General features: G+C 49.8%; 18 protein-coding genes. 6 read left to right on the forward strand and 12 right to left on the reverse strand.

The genetic code is table 11. The annotated features are described in order from the left end of the window. Positions 1–3: 3 nt before the first annotated feature. Positions 4–1,335 carry a chromate efflux transporter gene (chrA, locus tag B2Q61_RS14065; protein ID WP_290616856.1) on the forward strand — a complete coding sequence of 444 codons (1,332 nt, stop codon included), beginning with the start codon at positions 4–6 and terminating at the stop codon, positions 1,333–1,335. 42 nt (positions 1,336–1,377) lie between these two features. Here the strand turns inward: chrA and B2Q61_RS14070 are convergent, their stop codons facing one another. The 5 genes from B2Q61_RS14070 to B2Q61_RS14090 all read right to left on the reverse strand — a co-directional run bounded on the left by B2Q61_RS14070 (position 1,378) and on the right by B2Q61_RS14090 (position 7,493). Further along, entirely contained in the window at positions 1,378–3,348 is a 1,971-nt protein-coding gene (locus B2Q61_RS14070) for a bifunctional metallophosphatase/5'-nucleotidase (protein WP_290616857.1), read from the reverse strand. 81 nt (positions 3,349–3,429) lie between these two features. Then, positions 3,430–4,872: a sensor domain-containing diguanylate cyclase gene (locus B2Q61_RS14075; protein ID WP_290616858.1), complete on the reverse strand. Its 1,443-nt coding sequence runs from the start codon at positions 4,870–4,872 to the stop codon at positions 3,430–3,432. Positions 4,873–4,929: 57 nt separating this feature from the next. Continuing rightward, complete coding sequence (locus B2Q61_RS14080) at positions 4,930–5,343, reverse strand: HIT family protein (RefSeq protein WP_290616859.1); 414 nt, start codon at positions 5,341–5,343, stop codon at positions 4,930–4,932. A gap of 48 nt (positions 5,344–5,391) precedes the next feature. Beyond that, positions 5,392–6,240, reverse strand: coding sequence for an S-formylglutathione hydrolase (fghA, locus tag B2Q61_RS14085; protein ID WP_290616861.1), 849 nt, complete (start codon positions 6,238–6,240; stop codon positions 5,392–5,394). Positions 6,241–6,380: 140 nt separating this feature from the next. Then, entirely contained in the window at positions 6,381–7,493 is a 1,113-nt protein-coding gene (locus B2Q61_RS14090; RefSeq protein WP_290618104.1) for an S-(hydroxymethyl)glutathione dehydrogenase/class III alcohol dehydrogenase, read from the reverse strand. A 270-nt stretch (positions 7,494–7,763) separates the two neighbouring features. Here B2Q61_RS14090 and B2Q61_RS14095 point away from each other — a divergent pair, with 270 nt between their 5' ends. Continuing rightward, a complete protein-coding gene (locus B2Q61_RS14095; RefSeq protein WP_290616863.1) occupies positions 7,764–8,636 on the forward strand; it encodes a LysR substrate-binding domain-containing protein in 873 nt (290 codons plus the stop codon). A gap of 56 nt (positions 8,637–8,692) precedes the next feature. On the opposite strand, the gene B2Q61_RS14100 is transcribed toward B2Q61_RS14095, so the two are convergent. Beyond that, on the reverse strand, positions 8,693–9,067 hold the full coding sequence (locus tag B2Q61_RS14100; RefSeq protein ID WP_290616865.1) for an EF-hand domain-containing protein: 375 nt from the start codon (positions 9,065–9,067) through the stop codon (positions 8,693–8,695). A 284-nt stretch (positions 9,068–9,351) separates the two neighbouring features. Between B2Q61_RS14100 and B2Q61_RS14105 the strand changes: the two genes are divergently transcribed. Then, on the forward strand, positions 9,352–9,996 hold the full coding sequence (locus tag B2Q61_RS14105) for a DsbA family oxidoreductase (protein ID WP_290616867.1): 645 nt from the start codon (positions 9,352–9,354) through the stop codon (positions 9,994–9,996). A 28-nt stretch (positions 9,997–10,024) separates the two neighbouring features. On the opposite strand, the gene bktB is transcribed toward B2Q61_RS14105, so the two are convergent. From bktB to B2Q61_RS14125, 4 genes are all read right to left on the reverse strand, one after another. Then, entirely contained in the window at positions 10,025–11,212 is a 1,188-nt protein-coding gene (gene bktB / locus B2Q61_RS14110; RefSeq protein WP_290616869.1) for a beta-ketothiolase BktB, read from the reverse strand. 11 nt (positions 11,213–11,223) lie between these two features. Further along, positions 11,224–11,511 carry an MmcQ/YjbR family DNA-binding protein gene (locus B2Q61_RS14115; RefSeq protein WP_290616871.1) on the reverse strand — a complete coding sequence of 96 codons (288 nt, stop codon included), beginning with the start codon at positions 11,509–11,511 and terminating at the stop codon, positions 11,224–11,226. 235 nt (positions 11,512–11,746) lie between these two features. Next, on the reverse strand, positions 11,747–13,789 hold the full coding sequence (locus tag B2Q61_RS14120) for an alpha/beta hydrolase family protein (protein ID WP_290616873.1): 2,043 nt from the start codon (positions 13,787–13,789) through the stop codon (positions 11,747–11,749). A gap of 70 nt (positions 13,790–13,859) precedes the next feature. Continuing rightward, a complete protein-coding gene (locus tag B2Q61_RS14125) occupies positions 13,860–15,392 on the reverse strand; it encodes a fumarate hydratase (RefSeq protein WP_290616875.1) in 1,533 nt (510 codons plus the stop codon). Between the two features lie 98 nt (positions 15,393–15,490). On the opposite strand from B2Q61_RS14125, the gene pabB reads away from it, so the two are divergent. The 3 genes from pabB (at position 15,491) to B2Q61_RS14140 (ending at position 19,171) form a co-directional block, all read left to right on the forward strand. Next, positions 15,491–16,891, forward strand: a complete 1,401-nt coding sequence (gene pabB, locus B2Q61_RS14130; protein ID WP_290616877.1) for an aminodeoxychorismate synthase component I — start codon at positions 15,491–15,493, stop codon at positions 16,889–16,891. Further along, positions 16,881–17,483 (forward strand): CoA pyrophosphatase, encoded by a 603-nt coding sequence (locus B2Q61_RS14135; protein ID WP_290616879.1) that lies wholly within the window; start codon positions 16,881–16,883, stop codon positions 17,481–17,483. Before pabB ends, B2Q61_RS14135 begins: the two co-directional genes overlap by 11 nt. A 305-nt stretch (positions 17,484–17,788) precedes the next feature. Then, a complete protein-coding gene (locus tag B2Q61_RS14140) occupies positions 17,789–19,171 on the forward strand; it encodes an L-serine ammonia-lyase (RefSeq protein WP_290616882.1) in 1,383 nt (460 codons plus the stop codon). A gap of 21 nt (positions 19,172–19,192) precedes the next feature. Here the strand turns inward: B2Q61_RS14140 and B2Q61_RS14145 are convergent, their stop codons facing one another. Beyond that, a complete protein-coding gene (locus B2Q61_RS14145; protein WP_290616884.1) occupies positions 19,193–19,453 on the reverse strand; it encodes a DUF2007 domain-containing protein in 261 nt (86 codons plus the stop codon). Positions 19,454–19,501: 48 nt separating this feature from the next. Then, positions 19,502–21,145, reverse strand: a complete 1,644-nt coding sequence (locus tag B2Q61_RS14150; protein ID WP_290616886.1) for an L-lactate permease — start codon at positions 21,143–21,145, stop codon at positions 19,502–19,504. Positions 21,146–21,178: the final 33 nt, after the last annotated feature.

Genomic DNA, 21,178 nt, shown 5'->3' on the forward strand with positions numbered 1-21,178 from the left:
ATTATGGCACCGCGCCAACATCAGGTCAGCCTGCGAGAAGCTTTTTTTTACTGGCTGAAACTGGGTTTTATCAGCTTTGGCGGCCCGGCAGGCCAGCTGGGGATGATGCATCAGGAGTTAGTAGAGAAGCGACGCTGGATTTCAGAACAGCGCTTTTTGCATGCGTTAAATTACACCATGCTGCTCCCCGGACCCGAGGCACAGCAACTGGCGACCTATATTGGTTGGTTATTGCATGGTACACGTGGCGCCTTTATTGCGGGCATACTATTTATTTTGCCCTCGTTTTTTATGTTGTCTGCGCTTGGCTGGCTGTATCTGGCACATGGTGACATGGCAGTGGTGCAAGGCGTGTTGTATGGCATTAAACCGGCGGTTACTGCTATCGTTTTATTTGCGGCCTGGCGTCTGGCCAAAAAAACTCTGCATACGCCTGCGCTGCAAGCATTAGCGTTGTTAGCTTTGATCAGTATCGCCGGGCTTAACCTGGCCTTCCCGCTGATTATATTTGCTGCTGCACTGGCCGGTTTAGTTTTGATGAAGTGGTTTCCAATGCAGCTAAAGGTTCCGGTGGTACAAGCCACACCTTGTAGTGATAGCACGCCAGCAGCTGCGATAATAAATGATCAGAGTGCCGTATCTGCTGCGCAACGTTTTAGTTGGCGCAAGCTGCTAATTGCAGTGAGCATCGGCATAATTATCTGGTTAGCCGCAATTGGTTTGCTCGCCGCCTGTTATGGCTGGCACAGCACTCAGACCCAACTGGCCTGGTTTTTCAGCAAAGCCGCCCTGCTGACCTTTGGCGGTGCTTATGCGGTATTACCCTATGTTTATCAGGCGGCAGTAGAGCAATATCAGTGGTTAACAACACTACAAATGATAGATGGCCTGGCACTGGGTGAAAGTACGCCGGGGCCGCTGATTATGGTGGTCGCCTTTGTTGGTTTTGTGGCCGGCTGGAGTCAGCAACTGTTTGGCACCGACAATCTGTGGCAAGCTGGCATAATGGCTGCGGCTATTGTCACTTTTTTTACTTTTTTACCCTCTTTCCTGTTTATTATTGCTGGCGCACCACTTGTGGAAGCCAGCCGCAAGCACGCCACCTTTACCGGACCGTTGACAGCAGTAACCGCCGCCGTAGTAGGCGTAATTGTCAATTTAGCATTGTTTTTCGGCTATTACGTGTTGTGGCCAACTGGCTTTAGCGGTCAGTTTGACTTCATAGCATTGCTACTGACAGTGATAGCGGCAAGTGCACTGTTTAAATTTGGGCAAAGTATTCTGCGGGTGCTGGCCGGGTGTGCCATTGCGGGTATGCTGCTTAGCGTGCTCTAAGCAACATGCCCAATTTGAGTCGTCTCTGTTAGCACGGCCGTTTTACTGTCGTAGTAACGTAACCGTTGGCGGCCGCTGCTGTTGCCACAGCACCGGTGTGGCTTTCAGGTAGTTTATCATCGCCAGAGCTGCCACTTTGCAATCATTGCCCGGTATTTTACACGGCAAGCCCGCAGTATTTTGATAATGCGGCATAAATGCATTCTGGCCACTGCTGTCGGTTTTTACGCCAACCCGGTTTAGCGGATATATCGCCAATTGTTGCTGCTCAATAATTAAGTCAATTCGATCGGTACGGTGTTGCTGCACCTGTTGCAACCGGTGCCAGCCATCGTTGCCATTGGCTAAATAATTGGTGGTAGCGAGGCTGTATTGTGTATCAGGCTCAATATCCTGCCAACGCTCACCATTAAGCCATTGCAACTGCTCAAGCACTGCGTTGCCAGCAGAGTTTTCCTGCGCGACATAACGCAGATGACTGCCATACGGGAACTTCCCGGCATGTGCCCCTTCTGGCAGGGTGGCACTGATCACCTGCTGCAACAACTCGCGCAGTTCCTGACCAGTTACCGTCAGTATGCTTAGCGGAGTGTCAAAGGGTAATACTTCTAAGCGGATATGGCCCTCAAAAATGGCTCCTGCATTCAGGTTGGCGCGGATATTACCGGCACCGATAAGGGTAAAATCAACCTGGCGACCGGTTTTCGCCCGCACCGCCGGTTGATTTAACCAATAGTGCATCGCATCGGTAACATGGCCAGCCAGTGCTGAACCATGATGATCGCTACCATCAGCTCCCGGCAACCGGACATGGTTTATGGTTTGCTCGGTAACACTGATTTGCTCACCATAGGCCTTTTTTACTGCCGGCAGGTAGACATCATTTAATACCTGACGAATTTCCGGATCCTCAGCAGTAATCGCCGTACGAGCCAGCTGATTAATATAACTTTCGGTTTTAGCCTGCGCATCTTCAGCTATTCGGCTGTCTTCTGTGCGCAACGCCAGCTGAAAGTAATCCCGGCTGGCCAGTAAGGTATTTTCACCGTCGCACTGGCGCAACCGGCCAGCTTTATCAAATTGCAGCGTGGCCGCGCCCACTGTCTGGGCAAACTGGCCGGCCTGAACAATGCATGTCTGGCCAGCGCCATCCGGATTAGCGATAAGCTCAGCATAAGGCGGCTGTTGCCCCAGATACCAGTGTCTGAAATCACCCAGCAAACTATGAGAATGGCCGCCGACAATCACATCAATCCCATTAACCTGCTGCGCCAGGGTTAAATCGCGCTGATGCCCCAGGTGGGTTAAAGCAATAATATGGTTAATCCCCTGCGTCTGCAGATAATCCACTGTTGCCTGAGCTGAAGCCACTTCTGCAGCAAATACCAGCTCGCCGGTAGCCGGCACCATGCTTCGCATATCTGCCAGCGCTAAGCCAAATACCGCCACCACAGGTTTTCCGCCAGCTTCGCTGAAACCACCAACAGGGGTAAGCTCGGTACCATCAACCACAAATAACTGGTAGCTTTTTAAATTACTGACTGTTGCTAACACTGGCTCAGGCCGGGTATCAACATTGGCTGCCAGTAGCGGAAAATTAATACTCGCTGCAAAATCAGCCAGCTTGGCCAGGCCGATATCAAATTCATGATTGCCCAGTGCCATCGCATCCAGGCCCATCCGGTTTAAAATATCGATATTGATTTTTTGCTCAAACAGCTCGAAGTATGCACTGCCTTTAAACGCATCACCGCCATGTAAAAACAGCGATGCAATACCGTTCTCTGCGGCCTGTCGTTGTAATGCCTGTGCTTTGGTTAACAGTCGCGGATGCCCCCCAATAAACGTATACAGAGGCTCACCATCCGGCCCCTGTACTTTGGCTGGAGTGGCATCAAATTGAGAGTGCGTGTCGTTGATATGGATAATACTTAGTGTTAACGGCTTATCGTGCGACGTGGCACAGGCTGCCAGCAATGTAATGGAGAGAAACAATAGAAAATATTGTCGCATAACGTAATCCTTAATAATTTAATTGAACGCTATTTTTAATTGCAGTAACAAGGAGCCTGGCGGCTATTTTGAGTATTGTAATCAGGAAAAATGACCGGTACTTTCCTGACAGGCGACCTGACTCCGGCCTTGCTGTTTTGCCCGGTATAACGCACGATCAGCCCGCTCAAATAAACTATGAAATGAATCATCAGCGCTTAATACAGCAACCCCAAAACTCGCTGACACCGGCATATTATTCGTCAACTCAATCTGACTTAATCGGGTAATAATGCGCTGGCCAATAGTAACCACAACGTCTTGCTCAGTATCGGGTAAAACAACGACAAATTCATCGCCACCATAGCGACCTATCACATCGGTTGGTCTGAGCATCTGCTGTGCTGCCTGACAGGCCAGTTGTAACACCAAATCACCAATACTATGTCCCAGCTGATCATTTATTTTTTTAAAATGATCGATATCAAACACCATCATACAAAGTGGCTGGCCCTGCAGCTGGCTGCGCGCAATTTCTTGTTTAGCCCGTTGTTGCACATGCTCACGCGAGGCTACATTGGTCAGACTATCGGTCGAGACAACCAAGCGCAATTGAGAATTAGCCGTCATTAGCGCTGGCACTGTCAAGCCAAATAACGCATTGGCCGCAATCACGTTAATAGCAAACTGATACACCATAACATGGTCCATTAATCCCAATAGATTGACCAGTAATGCGATAAGAAAACTGCTCAGTGCCAGACTCAAAACGGTGATAAACGGTGTTTCGGTGCAGGCGATCCACATATGCGGGATCACCAGAAAAAAGATAGCAAATGCACTTTCTGACGAACCACTATACCAGGCGATCAGCATAGCAAAAATCAGCATCAGCAAGGTCAGGCCTAATTTATATTTAAATTGGCCTGATGCCAGCTTTGAGTGAGAACCTATTACTTTATGAAGATCAAATTTCGTCTGTGGAAACACATTTAGCAAAATACTGGCAAACAGTGGCGCAATAACCACGACCCCTGCCATATCACCTATCCAGAACGGCAACCAGGTTGTTGCAATATCCGCTGCCGGCATTAAACCAGTAACCACCAGAGAGGTCAGCACGGTAACCGTGGCCAGTAACGAACAACATACCGCCAGCACCAGAAAGCTGACGACAAAAAGGGGCAAATTATATTGTGACACAGTGCTGAGTTTTCGAAGCGTCACAGCACCCAAATAGTAGGGAAAAATGTGGGCAAAACCAAATAACAAACCAGCTTCCGTCAGTTGCCGGGAGCTCATGTCAATATCGTACTGCAAGGCAGTCCAGAACGTAATCACAACGGCCGCGATTAAGATAGCAGGTATTGCCCTGACACCTGCCACCAGCATTGCTGCACACGTCAGGCCCGCAACAGGGAACCATACCGAGGCATGCGGCGCATATTCAACCAATAAGCCCAAAGCCCAAACCGCCAACCACAACAATAGCAGCAAAGCACTGCGCCAGGGCAATGATGTTCTGATTTTATTAACAAAATTCATTGCGGCTACTACCTACAGCGCTGTTATCGGCAAGCCTTTTGTTACACCTGTGCAGTTTCACAAGGCCGCGCTGATTTTCTCAGCCAAGGCTTTGATTTTATCCATATCGCCTTGCTCGCTGCCATGGCGCTTCAAGTTAGACAAATGGGTCGGTATTAAATGAAAATGAAGGTGAGGCACGCTCTGACCAGCCGCACTGCCGTTGAGCTGCATCAGGATCACACCATCCACGCCCAAGGTCGATTTTAATGCTGATACGACTTTCTGCACTGTGGTCATAGTATGGATCAGCTGGTCAGCGGGTATATCTAAGATAGTTTCAGCTGCAAATTTGGGGATAACTAAAGTATGCCCCTCTGCCTGGGGCATAATATCCATAAATGCCAGGGTATGCTCATCCTCAAACACTTTAAAGCAAGGGATGTCGCCACGTAAAATTTTGGCGAAGATGTTATCGTTATCGTAGTTCATAACATAATCCTTTCGACACACTATACCGGATTATGCCAGTAACCTATTTTACTGCAAGTACTGAGCGTGAAAACGAAGGTGCTGTTCAATAAAGCTGGCAATAAAATAGTAGCTGTGATCGTAACCCTGTTGCAGCCGGATCTGCACCCTGGCACCACTTTGCTCTGCCACCACGGTCAATGTGTCCGTTCGCAGTTGCTCGGGATAAAAGTTATCGGCAGTGCCCTGATCAACCAGGATGGGTATGGCTTTCTGAGTTTTCTGTAACAGCATTGAGGCATCATAATGGGCCCATTGGCTTTGATCATCGCCTAAATAAGCACTAAAAGCCTTTATGCCCCAGGGGCTGCTAACCGGGTTACAAATTGGTGAAAAAGCCGATATTGATCGGTAGCGCTCAGGGTTTCGTAAGCCAATAACCAGTGCACCATGGCCGCCCATGGAATGACCACTGATAGCGCGCACAGCTGAAACTGGCAGTTCGGCTTCAACCAGTGCCGGCAGCTCACTGACAATATAATCATACATTTGGTAGTGTTTGGAGAAAGGCTTTTGGGTGGCATTAACGTAAAACCCGGCGCCTAAACCAAAATCGTACGCACCTTCATCGTCATCCGGCACACCCTCGCCCCGCGGGCTGGTATCCGGAATAATCAGGGCTATACCCAGCTCGGCAGCCACCCGCTGGGCACCGGCTTTACTGGAAAAGTTTTCATCGGTGCAGGTGAGCCCCGATAGCCAGTATAGCGCCGGTACCTTATTTTCCTGCGCCTGCGGTGGCAGAAATACCGAGAACTGCATTTCACAGTGGGTTACCGCTGACTGGTGGGTAAACCGGATTTGTTTTCCGCCAAAGCAAAGTTGTTCGCTAACCTTGGTTAAAGCTGAAATTGTCATAAATTGTTCCTTAACTGATGACGACCAGAGAGGATTAGAACCCCGTTCTGGTTGCCACAGAGTGTCTGAGCGCGCAAGCGCGAGCGAGTTGCTGTGGCAAGCCAGGGCGGGCGTTGTAATCTGTCCTACTAAAGATCAAATTAAAAATGAATAACCGTCCGGATCGACTTACCTTCATGCATTAAATCAAAGGCTTCGTTAATCCGCTCCAATGGCATCGTGTGGGTAATAAAAGTATCCAGCTCAAATTCGCCATTTAAATAACGCTCAACGTAATCCGGCAATTCGCTGCGCCCTTTTACCCCGCCAAACGCTGTGCCGCGCCATACCCGGCCGGTTACCAGCTGAAACGGCCGGGTTGAAATTTCCTGCCCGGCCCCCGCCACACCAATAATCACCGACTCACCCCAGCCTTTATGACAGCATTCCAGCGCCGAGCGCATCACATTAACATTACCAATACACTCAAACGAAAAATCGACCCCGCCATCTGTCATCTCAACGATCACTTCCTGAATGGGTTTATCAAATTTTTTCGGGTTAACCACATCCGTGGCGCCCAGTTTTTTGGCAATATCAAACTTATCTTCGTTAATATCAATAGCAATAATCCGGCTGGCTTTAGCCATCACTGCGCCTATAATCGCTGATAAGCCAATTCCCCCCAGACCAAATACGGCAACCGTGTCGCCCTCTTTAACCTTCGCGGTATTCATTACCGCGCCCATACCGGTGGTCACACCACAACCAAGCAGACAGACTTTTTCAAGTGGCGCTTCTTTATTGATTTTTGCCAGTGAAATTTCAGGCAGTACCGTGTATTCAGAAAAAGTAGAGGTGCCCATATAGTGGTAAATCGGCTTACCGTCTTTCGAGAAGCGAGTCGTGCCATCTGGCATTAAGCCTTTACCCTGGGTGGCCCGGATCGCCTGGCATAAGTTGGTTTTGCCTGATAAACAGAACTTACATTTACCGCATTCCGGGGTATACAGCGGAATAACATGATCGCCAACCGCTACTGATGTTACGCCCTCGCCCACAGCTTCAACTATACCGCCGCCTTCATGGCCTAAAATAGCCGGAAAAATACCTTCAGGGTCTTCGCCCGACAAGGTAAAAGCGTCAGTATGACAAACGCCAGTAGCAACAATTTTTACCAGCACTTCGCCTTTTTGCGGTGGCATTAAATCCACTTCTTCAATCGATAATGGCTGGCCTGGGCCCCAGGCAACAGCGGCACGGGTTTTAATCATCTTCATACGGCGTCCTTAATTAGTACTGAAAATTTATTAACGGTTATAACTATAACGCGTTTTCTATTATTTCCATATCGCTGTTAATGAGACTAAACTGCAAATTAGTTTTGTATATTTACAACAATGCGAATCAAAGGCTGCGGTTAGAACCCCGATTTGGTCACCACAGAGTGTCTGAGTGAGCGCGCAAGCGTGAGCGAGTTGCTGTGGTGAGCCAAGGCGGGCGTTGTAACGCAAGCAGCCTGGATCACATACTCCAGGGAAAAAATGAAACATTGGACAGGTATTAGTGAATTTGTTGCAGTGGCCGAACACCACAGCTTCACCCGAGCGGCAAAACAGTTGGGTATTTCGGTGGCGCAGGTTAGCCGTAATATCGCCGAGCTGGAGCAGCAATTGGCCATTAAGCTGCTGTACCGCTCGACCCGTAGCGTTAGCTTAACGGAAGAAGGCCTGTTGTATTTACAGCATTGTCGTCATTTAGTAAGTGGCCTGGAAGAGGCGAACCGTACCCTGGCAAATTTAAAGGCCACGCCTCGCGGTTTAATAAAACTGACCGCGCCGGTATTTTATGGTGAAACCCGGATTGCGCCGCTGCTTCATAATTTTTTGAAGCAATATCCTGATACCGAGCTGGATTTACAGCTAACCAATAACAAACTTGATTTAGTACAAGGCGGCTTTGATTTAGCTATCCGGCTGGGCACGCTGGAAAGTTCCAGCCTGATCGCCCGTAAGCTGGCTAACCGTACCCAGTATGTGGTGGCCTCACCGGCTTATCTGGCAAAGTATGGTACGCCAAAAAATATTACTGAGCTGGCACAGCACCAATGCCTGATTGGCACCGTAAGTCAGTGGCGCTTTACCGAGCATGGCAAAAGCGTGCAGTTTAAACCACAGGGCCGGATTATCTGCAACAGCGGTGTGGCGTTACTCGATGCCGCATTAAAAGGTTTAGGTTTGGTGCAACTACCTGATTACTACCTGCTGGATAAACTGCACACAGGCGAACTGGTAGCCGTGCTAAACACGCTGCGCCAACCCGATGATGGTATTTGGGCTATCTATCCACAAAATCGCCATTTATCCGCCAAAGTTCGGATCCTGGTCGATTATTTGGCAGGTTGTCTTGCTGGTTGAAGCTAGGCAAGCGCTATTCGCCAGGTAGCACTTACCCCAGGCGAATAGCTCACTGGTTAGTAGCCAATACCAGCACGTTCAACATTTTTCCATTCCTCTTTACTTAACCGGCCGTCCCGGTCAGTATCATACTGACTGAACATACCGTCCATCATTTCAGCTTTCGACAACCGACTATCCCGATCTCGGTCAAAATCAGCCATATTGCTTCCGAAGCGGCTGCTGCTGAATTCATTTTCATCAAGCATACCATCGCGGTTACGATCAAATTGCATAAAATGCCGATCGGCAACATGTTGTTGAAAATCAGATTTTGTTACGTAACCATCGCGGTCACGATCGATATCATCGAAGCCTGTTTTATTCGCTAAAACTGCTGCGCTACTTAATGATATTGTTAATGCCAGTACAGAAGTGATATGTTTTTTCATGTCATTTCTCCAGGAGTTGGTTATAAAATCCGCTGCGCCATCGCAGCTGTCCAACCAAACGCAACTGCTGTACCAAGAATGGATTCTCTGATGAATTTCTGTAAGTTTTTGATTTAAATAAATCATTATTTTTACTAAATATTAACTGAAAATGAACAAAGAAAGTTACCGGTAATATTTGCAGTGATAACGTAAAAATTACTACGCGAGTTGGTAACTGCTAACAGCTGTGTTAGCGTTTAGGGTTACTATTAATTACACCGCAATTAACAGGAGCCTGAACCATGACAACTCTGAAAATTGACTTAGTTTCTGATATTGCCTGTCCCTGGTGTGCCATTGGCTACGCCCGGTTGCAGCAGGCGCTCGGCTCATTGCCTGAGCTGGATACTGAGCTAGAATGGCACGCTTTTGAACTGAACCCGGACAAAAATGCCCTCCAGGAACCTATTTTGCCGGCGCTAAGCCGCAAATATGGCCGTTCAGAGCAAGAAATGCGCGAGACGCAGGCCAATATGATGAATATTGCCGCTGAGCTTGGCCTTAATTTCACAAAAATGCAGCAGCGTTTTACCTGTAATACCTTCGATGCCCACCGGTTGGTAAAGTGGGCAGCCACTGCAAATAAAGCGACAGAGATGAAACTGGCTTTGTTTGATGCCTATTTTGGCGAGGCGAAAGATGTGTCTGACGTAGCCGTATTAACAAAGTGTGCCGAAAAAGCCGGGCTGGATAAAGCAGAAGCCTGCCGTATTCTGGCAAGCGATGACTATGCCAATGATGTCAGTGAAGATATTGCTAACTATCAGCAGGCTGGTATTTCATCGGTACCTGCGTTTATTATTAATCAGAAATATCTGATTTCCGGCGCACAGGAACCGGCGCAACTGGCGCAGGCGCTGCAACAGATCGCCAGCGAAAGTCAGTAAAGGTGTTAAACCGCTGGCGCTAAACGCACTACTGCATCGATTCAACTAACAGCGCTACGCCCTGGCCGCCGCCAATACACATGGTGACCAGACCATAACGGCCCTGGATCCGTTTCAGCTCGGCTAACAATTTAATAATCAGTATTGAACCGGTAGCGCCCACCGGATGGCCCAGCGCTATAGCGCCGCCATTGGGGTTTACTTTGGCGTTGTCAAAACCAAGCGTCTGGCTTACCGCTAAGGCCTGAGCCGCAAAGGCTTCGTTTGACTCAATCACATCCAAATCGGCAACCGTTAAGCCGGTTTGCGCCAAAACCTGCTGCACGGCAGGTATTGGCCCCAGCCCCATAACCCCAGGCTCTACCCCGGCAAAAGCATAGCCAAGCAGCCGGGCTTGTGGCTTGAGGCCACGTTTTTCAGCTTCAAACCGGCTGGTTAGCAACATGGCAGCCGCACCGTCATTTAAGCCAGATGCGTTACCCGGTGTCACCAGGCCATTGGCTTGAAACGCTGGTTTTAGTTTGGCTAAGCTATCCAGAGTCGTGTCGGCGCGAATATGCTCATCCTGCTGAAACAACTCTTCATTGCGCCCTACTTTTACCTTCAGTGGCACAATTTGCTCAGTAAAGTAGCCCTGTTGCTGCGCATGCGCCGCCCGCTGCTGGCTTTGCAGCGCAAAGGCATCTAAGTCAGCGCGGCTAAAACCATATTGGGCTGCAACGGTTTCGGCAGTAATCCCCATATGGCCGCTGCCAAACGGGTCGGTTAAAATACCCAGGGTTAAATCGGTTACATTGGCATGGCCCATCCGCAAACCACGCCGGACGTTTGGCAGCAAATAAGCACCGTTACTCATACTCTCGGCACCACCGGCCAGCGCCAGTTTACTGTGGCCCAGTTGAATCATTTGCGCAGCCGATATTATCGCCTGCACCCCAGAGCCACATAAACGGTTAACATTAAATGCAGCACTGCTTGCTGACATGCCGCTTTTTAGTGCGATATGCCGCGCCAGATAGACGTCTGCCGGGCTCGTAGTAATAATATGACCAAATACCGCATGGTCGACATCTGTTGGCGAAACACCCACACGGTTTAGCGCCTCTGTCGCAGCCGCCGTACCAAGGTCTGCCGGGCTTAGCCCGGCTAAACTGCCACCAAAACTGCCAATCGCGGTGCGGACACCGGACAAAATCACGACATCAGATAAATTCATGCTGGCTACCTCTATTTTGTTAGCAACGGTCTTTTCGCTTTCGGCAGACTTTGAACAATCAGCTGATAGGAGTTTTCAATCTGGCGTTTTATTTCGTTATCTGGCACGCTACCGTCCAGTAACACAGTGTTCCAGTGCTGTTTATTCATATGGTAACCGGGGCTGATGGCAGGAAAAATGTCGCGCAGCATCAGCGCTTCGGCAGGGTCGCATTTCAGGTTTACCCGGGCGACACCGTCCTGTTCACTTAAAATGGCGAATATTTTGCCGGTTTTATAAACATAAAATATCCGGACCAAACGGGAAGTCCTCAACGCTTTGCAGTTGCATCAGGCAGTGATCACGGCATTGTTGAAAATCGAACATTCGATGCTACTCCATTGCTGGTGCAGCAGGAGTCGGAATGCTCTAAGCTGACCGTCTACGCCCCGGATGGGCGTAGAGGAGCCCCCAAGGAAGGGTTTACGGCGTGTCAGCGTGAGTAAACCGGCTTCTGCCGTAACCGCAGCTTTGAATAACTACGGTCACTTTCTATTACTTAGTGTACTTCTCCAGCCAGGCAAATACTTCGTTATACCAGCGCACCCGGTTATCTTTGTTTAAGATCCAGTGGTTTTCATCCGGGAAAATAACCAGACGCGAATCAATACCTTTGCGCTGCAGGGTGGTAAAAGCCCCTAAGCCCTGGGCATAAGGTACCCGGTAGTCTTTTAAGCCGTGAATAACCAGCATTGGTGTTTGCCATTTATCGGCATAAGCTGCCGGGTTAAATTTCTGATAGTCTGAATCTGCAGCCCAGGCCGGGCCACCTAAGTCGTACTCCGGGAACCACAACTCTTCGGTGCTGCCATAAAAGCTGGGCATATCGTATAAGCCGGCATGGTTAACCAGACATTTAAAGCCGGTTGGCCAGTTACCGGCAATCCAGTTCATCATATAGCCACCATAAGAAGCACCAAGCGCGCAGGCGCGATCACCGTCAATCCAGGGCTGGGCGTTAACGATATATTCAAACCCTTTTTTCAGATCTTCTAACGGCTTTCCACCCCAATCGCGGCTGATAGCATCAGTAAAGGCCTGGCCGTAGCCGGTAGAGCCATGAAAATCAACCATCACTACCGCATAACCCTTAGCGGCATACATCTGGGCGTTCCAACGCTCGTTAAACATGTTACCAAAGCTGCCCTGTGGCCCACCGTGCACTAAAAACGCCATCGGATATTTTTTGCTGGCATCAAAATTCCACGGTTTTACCAGATAGCCATAGACGGTGGTATCGTTGGCACCTTTAAAACTGAACTGCTCGTAATCACCAAACTGCACCTGCTCACGCCATTTGGCATTGACATCGGTAAGCTGGGTTAACTGACTGCCATCAGTGCTCAGTTGAAATACTTCTGTTGGCATATCCAGCCGGTGATTTGTAAACACCAACTTGTCACTGGCAACCTGCAAGTTGCCGGCATAGCCATTGCTGTATACCTTACGTACGTCACCAAAGCTGGTGTTAATGGCAAAAATACTGTACTGGCCAAGGTCTTGCGCTGTTACATAAATTGTACGGTTATCACTACCAAACTGATAATCACTGACCGAGCGATCAAACTCTGCCGCCAGCTCTTTACGCTGCCCGGTCACCATATCCAGTAACATTAAACCAAAACGGTCGGCTTCCGCCCCCGGCTTACTCATGGCCAGGTAAGCCATAAAACGACCATCCGCAGAAAACTTGGGCTTGGCATCCCAGGCTTTGTTGTCAGCTGTTAAGTTAACTTTTTCGCCGCCAGCAACGGCCACCTGAAAAATATCATAGTTAGTATGCCAGGCCTGCTCCTTACCCGGCGCTTTGGCGCTGAACACTAAATGCTGGTTATCAGGGGTAAACGCCACCTGATCCATGCCAGCAATATCAGTATCCCAGTCGCTAATCAGGTTTTTGGCATCGGTCACCATGCCATCGGCAGCATTTTCATTGATCGTGGCGACATGCAACTGGCTGCGATATGGCGTACGCCAGTGATCCCAGTGCCGTACCATCAGACTGTCGTAGGCCAGCGCACTGTCTTTACGCTCTTGCTCAGCAGCCTTGGCATCAACCGTGCATTTAAGCGTGCTACAGCCCGGTAATACCGCCAGTGACAGTGCCAGCGTTTTGCCGTCGGCAGATACTATAAAACCTTCAACCGGCAAGGGTAAGTCTGTTACCTGGAGTGCTTCGCCACCTTTTAGTGGCATGCGCCATACCTGATTACTGCCACTGCGATTGGCAATAAAATACAAGGCCTGGCCATCCTGGCTAAAAGCCAGTGCCCGCTCGCTGGCGTCGGTTTGGGTTAAACGCTGCGCAGAACTGTTTTGGCTGAGGTCTTTTAAGTAAATGTCACTGCTGGTGTCTGCCGGGGCAAAACCGCCGTTGCTCTGACTATAAGCCAGAAAGCGGCCATCGTTTGATAAACTCATCGCTGAAATTTTATTAAACTGGTTCAGATGCTCTACCGTTAATGGCTCTTTCGCGGTCACTGGCGCCGCCAGTGGTGCTGCCGCTAACGCGCTTAGCAGCATCAGTGAGTATTTCATGTTCGCTCCCCTTCAGGATGATTAAAATCAAAGCAAAGCGCCGGTATACACCAGCGCTTTAATATCGTTATTATTTTGCTTTTAGTTTGGCGTCCAGCTCGGCAATATTGGCTTTCCAGATCGCAGGGCCCTGTTTATGCACGTTATTGCCATTGGAGTCTACCGCCACCGTTACCGGCATATCTTCCACGTCAAACTCATAAATGGCTTCCATTCCCAGATCAGCAAAAGCCACTACCCGGGATTTCTTAATGGCTTTTGATACCAGATAAGCGGCGCCTCCCACGGCCATTAAATACACCGCTTTGTGTTTTTTGATACTCTCTACGGTTAAATCACCGCGCTCAGACTTACCGATCATGCCAAGCAAACCGGTTTGCGATAACATCATTTCGGTAAACTTATCCATCCGGGTGGCTGTCGTTGGGCCGGCCGGGCCAACCACTTCATCGCGCACGGCATCTACCGGACCGACGTAATAAATAAAGCGGTTTTTAAGGTCGACCCCTTCAGGCATGCCTTCACCTTTATTCAGCATATCAGCAATGCGTTTATGCGCCGCATCGCGTCCGGTTAGCATTTTGCCGCTTAATAACACGGTTTCGCCGGCCTGCCAGCTTTGGACATCATCAGGCGTTACCGTATTAAGGTTAACCCGCCGCACCTTACTGCCAAGCTCCCAGGTTACCTCTGGCCAGTCTTCCAGTTTAGGCGGTTTAATATCGGCCGGGCCACTGCCATCTAAATGAAAATGTAAATGACGGGTCGCCGCACAGTTCGGGATCATCACTACCGGTAAGCTGGCAGCATGCGTGGGCACGCTGTTAATTTTGACATCAACTACCGTGGTTAAGCCACCTAAACCCTGGGCGCCAATGCCCAGTTTGTTTACTTTTTCATACAGCTCCAGGCGCAGTTTTTCATCGGCAGTTTCAGCGCCCTTTGCAATAAGCTCCTGAATATCTACCGGCTCCATCAGCGCTTCTTTGGCCAGCACGGCGGCTTTTTCCGCCGTGCCGCCAATACCGATACCCAGCATACCTGGCGGACACCAGCCGGCACCCATTTTTGGTAAGGTTTCCAGTACCCAGTCAACAATAGAATCTGACGGGTTTAACATGGCCATTTTAGTTTTATTTTCTGAGCCGCCGCCTTTGGCGGCAATCATCACTTCAACATGATGACCCGCTACTAAATCAATATGCACCACGGATGGCGTATTGTCTTTGGTATTTTTACGCCCGCCGGCAGGGTCGGCCACAATAGAGGCCCGCAGCGGGTTGTCGGGGTTTAAATAGGCACGACGGGTACCTTCGTCGACCATCTGTTGCACGGTAAGGTCGGTTTTATCCCATTTCACGTCCATACCTATTTTGACAAAACAGGTAACAATACCGGTATCCTGACAAATCGGCCGGTGGCCCTCGGCCGACATGCGCGAGTTAATCAGAATTTGAGCAATGGCATCTTTAGCGGCTTTGTTTTGCTCTTTATGGTAAGCCTGCTCCAGCGCCTGGATAAAATCCAGCGGATGATAATACGAGATATACTGCAACGCATCTTCAATGCTCTCGATAAAGTCTTGTTGGCGAATTACCGTCATGCTTACTTTTCCTCTCATGCCATTAGTGGCTTAATCATTAACTATTGTAACCTGTGCTGGTATGATAGCGCGCATCGAAAACAGCGGCTAGCCATTCTATGCAGCAGTATTTAATTGCGCAAACCATTCCATACGCCGGGTCAGCAGACCTGACTGCCATTTTCAGCCATTTTGCCGACCAACCGTGGGCGATGTTGCTCGACTCTGCTGCCAGTGACCATCCAAACAGCCGTTACCAGATCATGGTTATGCAGCCACTGGCCACCCTGACTGCAACCAATGGCGTCACCACCTTGCGCGATGAACAGGGCAGCCACGATTACACGCAAGACCCTTTTACCGTATTGGACTGTGCACTAAAACGGTATTTCCCTGAGCCAGTGAACGGCGAGTTGCCCTTTACCGGCGGTGCTCTGGGGTACTTTGGCTACGATTTAGGCCGTTATCTGGAAAAGCTGCCCGAGCTAAGCAAGCATGATATTGCGCTACCTGATATGGCAGTGGGTCTCTATAGCTGGACATTAATATTAGACAAACAGCAACAACAGCTTTGGTGCGTTGACTATCATGGCGATGCGCAGGCCCGCTGGCAATTAATCCAGCACCAGTTGTCTCAGAAACTGGCCGCAACCCCCTTCAAGCTAACCAGTACCTGGCAAGCGAACATCAGTCAGGCACAATATAACGAGCGATTTGCGCAAATTCAGCAGCACTTATTAAATGGCAACTGCTACCAGATTAATCTGGCCCAGCGTTTTTCTGCCCGTTATCAGGGCGACGAGTGGCAAGCCTATCTGGCACTTCGGGAAGCTAATGCCGCGCCATTTTCGGCGTTTATCAGGCTGGAACAGGGCGCGGTACTCAGTATTTCGCCCGAACGCTTTTTACAGTTAAAAAATCGTCAGGTAGAAACCAAGCCCATTAAAGGCACCCGTCCCCGCCACAGTAACCTGCAGCTCGATCAGCAAGCCGCTGCAGAGCTACAGCAAGCGGAAAAAGATCGGGCAGAAAACGTGATGATTGTTGATTTACTGCGTAATGACCTTGGCAAAGTATGCCGGGTCGGTAGTGTTAAGGTGCCAGCGTTATTTGCCATAGAAAGCTTCCCGGCGGTGCATCATTTGGTTAGTACTGTTACCGGCGAGTTAGCCGCACAGTACAATGCCTGTGATTTGCTGCGTGGTGCTTTTCCCGGCGGCTCAATTACCGGTGCACCGAAAGTAGCCGCCATGCAAATTATTGAACAGCTCGAGCCACACCGCCGCTCAGTGTATTGCGGTGCTATTGGCTATATAAACAATAACGGCGACATGGACAGTAATATCGCTATTCGTACCCTGGTGTGCAGTGAAGGGGTAGTTCATTGCTGGGCGGGCGGCGGCATTGTTGCCGACTCACAAGCAGACAGTGAATATCAGGAAACCCTGGATAAGGTAAATAAAATATTGCCGGTACTCGTTAACGTCAACACTACAGCTGATAACGCCGATGCTGGCTGAGCACTTTTGCAGCCGCTTTGTGTTAACCCGTAATTCATTAGCGGCGGGTCAACCTTTACCTGTGCAAAAAGGCCCGGTGCCTCTGGCCGATGGTGTCCCTGCCACCCCGCAGCATGCGGCCGTACTGGTACCCATTGTCGATTATGGCAATCAACTAAAAGTACTCTTCACCCAACGCGCTTTGCACCTGCGTCATCACCCGGGGCAAATTAGTTTTCCCGGTGGCAGGATTGAACCCGGGGAGACCAGCTGCTCGGCCGCCCTGCGCGAAGCTGAAGAAGAAATAGGCCTGGCACAAACTGAAGTGAGCTTATTGGGCCGCTTACCCGCACAAGATACTACCACTGGTTTTATTATCGAGCCATGGGTAGGTATTATTAGCCCGCAACGGGGTTTTCAGCTGCAGGTATCGGAAGTGGCAGCAGTATTTGAGGTACCCCTTAGTCACTTTTTACCCCGGCAAAACCGCCATCAGCTCTCGCTGACCCTGCGCGGTAAAACCCGGGATCTGCATTTTATGCCGTATCAGGATAAGTTTATCTGGGGCGCTACCGCGGCCATTATGCATCAGCTATGTTTGCAATTGGCGTAATGTAAATTTAGGTTGACAATTAAACTGCTTACAACCACAAATATAAAATATATCGGATTAACTGAGTCGAACCGGTTTGCTCACGCCAACACGCCGTGAATCCATCCCTGGGGGCTCGTTTACGCCCATCCGGGGCTTCAACGGTTGGCTTACAGCAAACCGATTCTGGTCCGAACGATTTATGCCCCGAACAAATTAACAACAAGCTGTAATAACACCCGACCAGTTACCACCCGGCTTACAGTAGTGGCCCGCTTCCGTTACAATAGCCGCAATTTCATCAAATAAACGAATAGACACCTACTATGATTATCAGTGCTTTTGACATGTTTAGTATTGGCATTGGCCCCTCCAGTTCGCACACTGTTGGCCCGATGCGCGCCGCCAAAAAATTTACCGATAACCTCAGCGAAGCCTCGCTGCTGGAGAACGTGGCCAGTGTCAAAGTCGAGTTGTACGGCTCATTGGGCCAAACCGGTATTGGTCATGGCACCGGCAAGGCGGTGATCCTCGGTCTATCAGGTTATTTGCCAGAAACTATCGATCCGGACACCATTGATGGCCTGTTAAAACAGGTGCACGACAGTCAACGATTGCAGCTGGCGCAAAGCCAGAGCGTTAAATTTCCGCGTGACGGCGCCATTATGTTTCACCGGCGTAAAACGTTAAAAGAACACTCTAATGGCATGGAGCTGGTGGCTTTTGACAGCAACAAAACTGAGTTATTGCGCGAAGTGTATTTTTCGATTGGCGGTGGCTTTATTGTTAAGGCCGAAGAGTTTGCCAAAGAAAAAGAAGCCGCCAGTCAGTTTGCAGCCGATAATCCGCCGCCGTACCCCTTTGAATCGGGTACTGAGCTGTTGGCGCTTTGCAAAGAGCATGGTTTATCGGTGTCGGGCTTAATGCTTGAAAATGAAAAAGTATTACGCAGCCCGGTAAAAATTGAGAGTGAGCTGAATAATATCTGGCTTACTATGCGTGCCTGTATTGACCGTGGTATTAAAACCGAGGGCATTTTACCGGGTGGCTTAAAAGTAAAACGGCGCGCACCAGCACTGTATAAACGTCTTATCAGTGAAAAAAGCAGCGATCCGTTGCAGGTAATGGACTGGGTCAACCTGTTTGCGCTGGCGGTTAACGAAGAAAACGCTGCCGGCGGCCGGGTCGTTACCGCGCCCACTAACGGCGCTGCTGGCATCATTCCAGCCGTGCTGATGTACTTTGATAAGTTTATTCAGCCGGTCAGCCCGGAAATTGCTACCCGTTATCTGCTAACGGCGGCCGCTATTGGTATTTTATATAAGAAAAATGCTTCTATTTCCGGCGCTGAAGTCGGTTGTCAGGGTGAAGTGGGCGTGGCGTGCTCTATGGCAGCCGCCGCCTTAACTGAAATTCAGGGCGGTACGCCACTGCACGTGGAAAACGCCGCTGAAATTGGTATGGAGCATAACTTAGGCTTAACCTGCGATCCGGTGGGCGGTTTGGTGCAAGTACCCTGTATTGAACGCAACGCCATGGGTTCAATTAAAGCGATTAATGCCTCACGACTGGCGCTGCGTGGTAGCGGCGATCAGAAAGTGTCACTGGATAAAGTGATTAAAACCATGTGGGACACCGGTCGCGATATGCAAACCAAGTATAAGGAAACCTCACGCGGTGGCCTGGCAGTCAATATTATTGAATGCTAATGACGTCATGAGTAACCAGGGTTAGTCAGCTTCGGTTGCCAGCAGCGGATCGTCAGGTTCGCTCTGGCTTACTGCATTATTCTGATAATCGGCAACAATCTTTTCAGCCTGCTCGCTATCTTCGTCCTGCACCAGAATAGTGGCAATACCCAGCGGCGCAACGTCCCCCACTGCGCCTTGCAGGTAATGCCCTCCCACGTGAGCTTCTATGCCATAGGAGCGCAGCATACCGGCGACAATATGCGCTTCTAAAATATCATTAGCGTTGAAAATAATTTTCATACTTTCCTTATACCGGCGTTATAAACAGAGACAGTATGCCGAGCAGCCTTAAACATACAACAGCCAGGCTACCGTGCTTGCTGCTACACAATAAAACAACATCGGCGCCAGTGTATAGCGAATAATATCGCCCTCTCTACCCTGCAAATTTACCACACTTGCTGCGGCGACCACATTAACCACGCAAATCATATTGCCAGCATTGGCTCCCAGCATTTGCAACGCTAAGGTAAGGGAAAAAGGTAAACCCGCTTCTGTAGCCATTGCCTGCTGAAAACTGCCAAACATCAAGTTCGAAAAGGTGGCAGAGCCAGCAATAAATGAGCCCAGCGCACCGACAAATGGCGCAATCCACAACCAGCTTTGGGCTAAATATTGAGCCGCTTCGCTGGCCAGTGCGATAGGCATGGCAGGCAAGCCTGCGGCATTAACGTCTGATTGCAGAAAAATTCTGACCATGGGTACAGCTCCGGCCAGGGCAATGGCGGAGGGTAACAGCATCTGAGCACTGTGCCGGCAAGCTGTTATTAACAGCGGAGTTGAGCCACGCAGTAAAAAACAGCTGCCAATAGCCACCAGCACAAATAAAGTGCCCGGTAAATAAAGCGGACTGACGCTAACACTAAGCCCGGTGCCAAAAATATCAGGCCACTGCCATGCCATTTGTTGTAAGTAATGTTTAAAGGGTAAGCCAGGGATCCGGCTGATTATCAGCAGCACAGCGATTAACGCGTAAGGTAACCAGGCGCGACCAAGCGACATGCCATGCGAAATGACTACTGGCAGCGGCATATCTGATTTACCAAGGCTTAAATCTGGCTGCACCGGCAGGGTTTGCGGATCGGTGCTGGTAGGATCACCTAGCCATGGCCTGGCCGGTAGCAATATGTTGTAACGGGCGGCGGTACAAATAAGTACTAAGCCAATTAGCGCGCCAAGTATTGACGGGAATTCGGGTCCCAGCAATAGTGCCACCAAATACGCAGGTACGGTAAACGCCAGGCCACTTAGCAGCGCAAAAGGCGCAATAGCAAAACCATCGCGCCAGCTGCGCCTGACACTAAAAAACCGGGTTAACATTACCACCATGATCAGTGGTAACCAGGACGCAACGGCAATATCGATGCTGATGGCCGTTAAGGCAATTTGCAGCACCGCATCGTGAGTTATACCTGGCACACCCTGAGCAATACCGACCAGCACCGGCGTACCAACCGCACCAAAAGACACTGCACTGGAATCGGCGACCAGCGCCAGTACCACGGCAGCAATGGGGCTAAAGCCCAGGGCAACTAAAAGGGGGGCTGCAATAGCAGCCGGTGTACCGAAGCCGGCAGCGCCTTCTAAAAAACTGCCAAACAACCAGGCGATAATGATTAGCTGCACCCGTTTGTCAGGGGATATAGCAGCAAATCCGCTTTTAATGACCCCGATAGCACCCGTTTGTTTTAACACGTTCAGTAATAATATGGCGCCAAATACTATCCATAAAATAGTACTGGCAATAACCAGCCCTTCGGCCACCGCAGCAGCCAGTTGCACCGGGGGCACTTGCCACACCAGATAGGCCAGTACCGCGCATACCACTAAGCTTAGCGGCATCGCCCGGCTGGCAGGCATTCGCAGCAACACCAGTAACATAAAAACACTTAACAGCGGCATTGCCGCTGTTAACCATAGCAGTGCATCCATCCGCTTAAGCTACTGCCTCCTGTGTGGGTTACG

The organism is Arsukibacterium sp. UBA5043 (assembly GCA_002415085.1).
Classification (GTDB): Bacteria; Pseudomonadota; Gammaproteobacteria; order Enterobacterales; family Alteromonadaceae; genus Alishewanella.

Bases quoted from the DNA above. Each gene is read 5' to 3' on its own strand.
- chrA (WP_290616856.1), top strand. From the start codon at position 4: ATGGCACCGCGCCAACATCAGGTCAGCCTGCGAGAAGCTTTTTTTTAC.
- B2Q61_RS14070 (WP_290616857.1), bottom strand. From the start codon at position 3,348: ATGCGACAATATTTTCTATTGTTTCTCTCCATTACATTGCTGGCAGCC.
- B2Q61_RS14075 (WP_290616858.1), bottom strand. From the start codon at position 4,872: ATGAATTTTGTTAATAAAATCAGAACATCATTGCCCTGGCGCAGTGCT.
- B2Q61_RS14080 (WP_290616859.1), bottom strand. From the start codon at position 5,343: ATGAACTACGATAACGATAACATCTTCGCCAAAATTTTACGTGGCGAC.
- fghA (WP_290616861.1), bottom strand. From the start codon at position 6,240: ATGACAATTTCAGCTTTAACCAAGGTTAGCGAACAACTTTGCTTTGGC.
- B2Q61_RS14090 (WP_290618104.1), bottom strand. From the start codon at position 7,493: ATGATTAAAACCCGTGCCGCTGTTGCCTGGGGCCCAGGCCAGCCATTA.
- B2Q61_RS14095 (WP_290616863.1), top strand. From the start codon at position 7,764: ATGAAACATTGGACAGGTATTAGTGAATTTGTTGCAGTGGCCGAACAC.
- B2Q61_RS14100 (WP_290616865.1), bottom strand. From the start codon at position 9,067: ATGAAAAAACATATCACTTCTGTACTGGCATTAACAATATCATTAAGT.
- B2Q61_RS14105 (WP_290616867.1), top strand. From the start codon at position 9,352: ATGACAACTCTGAAAATTGACTTAGTTTCTGATATTGCCTGTCCCTGG.
- bktB (WP_290616869.1), bottom strand. From the start codon at position 11,212: ATGAATTTATCTGATGTCGTGATTTTGTCCGGTGTCCGCACCGCGATT.
- B2Q61_RS14120 (WP_290616873.1), bottom strand. From the start codon at position 13,789: ATGAAATACTCACTGATGCTGCTAAGCGCGTTAGCGGCAGCACCACTG.
- B2Q61_RS14125 (WP_290616875.1), bottom strand. From the start codon at position 15,392: ATGACGGTAATTCGCCAACAAGACTTTATCGAGAGCATTGAAGATGCG.
- pabB (WP_290616877.1), top strand. From the start codon at position 15,491: ATGCAGCAGTATTTAATTGCGCAAACCATTCCATACGCCGGGTCAGCA.
- B2Q61_RS14135 (WP_290616879.1), top strand. From the start codon at position 16,881: ATGCTGGCTGAGCACTTTTGCAGCCGCTTTGTGTTAACCCGTAATTCA.
- B2Q61_RS14140 (WP_290616882.1), top strand. From the start codon at position 17,789: ATGATTATCAGTGCTTTTGACATGTTTAGTATTGGCATTGGCCCCTCC.
- B2Q61_RS14145 (WP_290616884.1), bottom strand. From the start codon at position 19,453: ATGAAAATTATTTTCAACGCTAATGATATTTTAGAAGCGCATATTGTC.
- B2Q61_RS14150 (WP_290616886.1), bottom strand. From the start codon at position 21,145: ATGGATGCACTGCTATGGTTAACAGCGGCAATGCCGCTGTTAAGTGTT.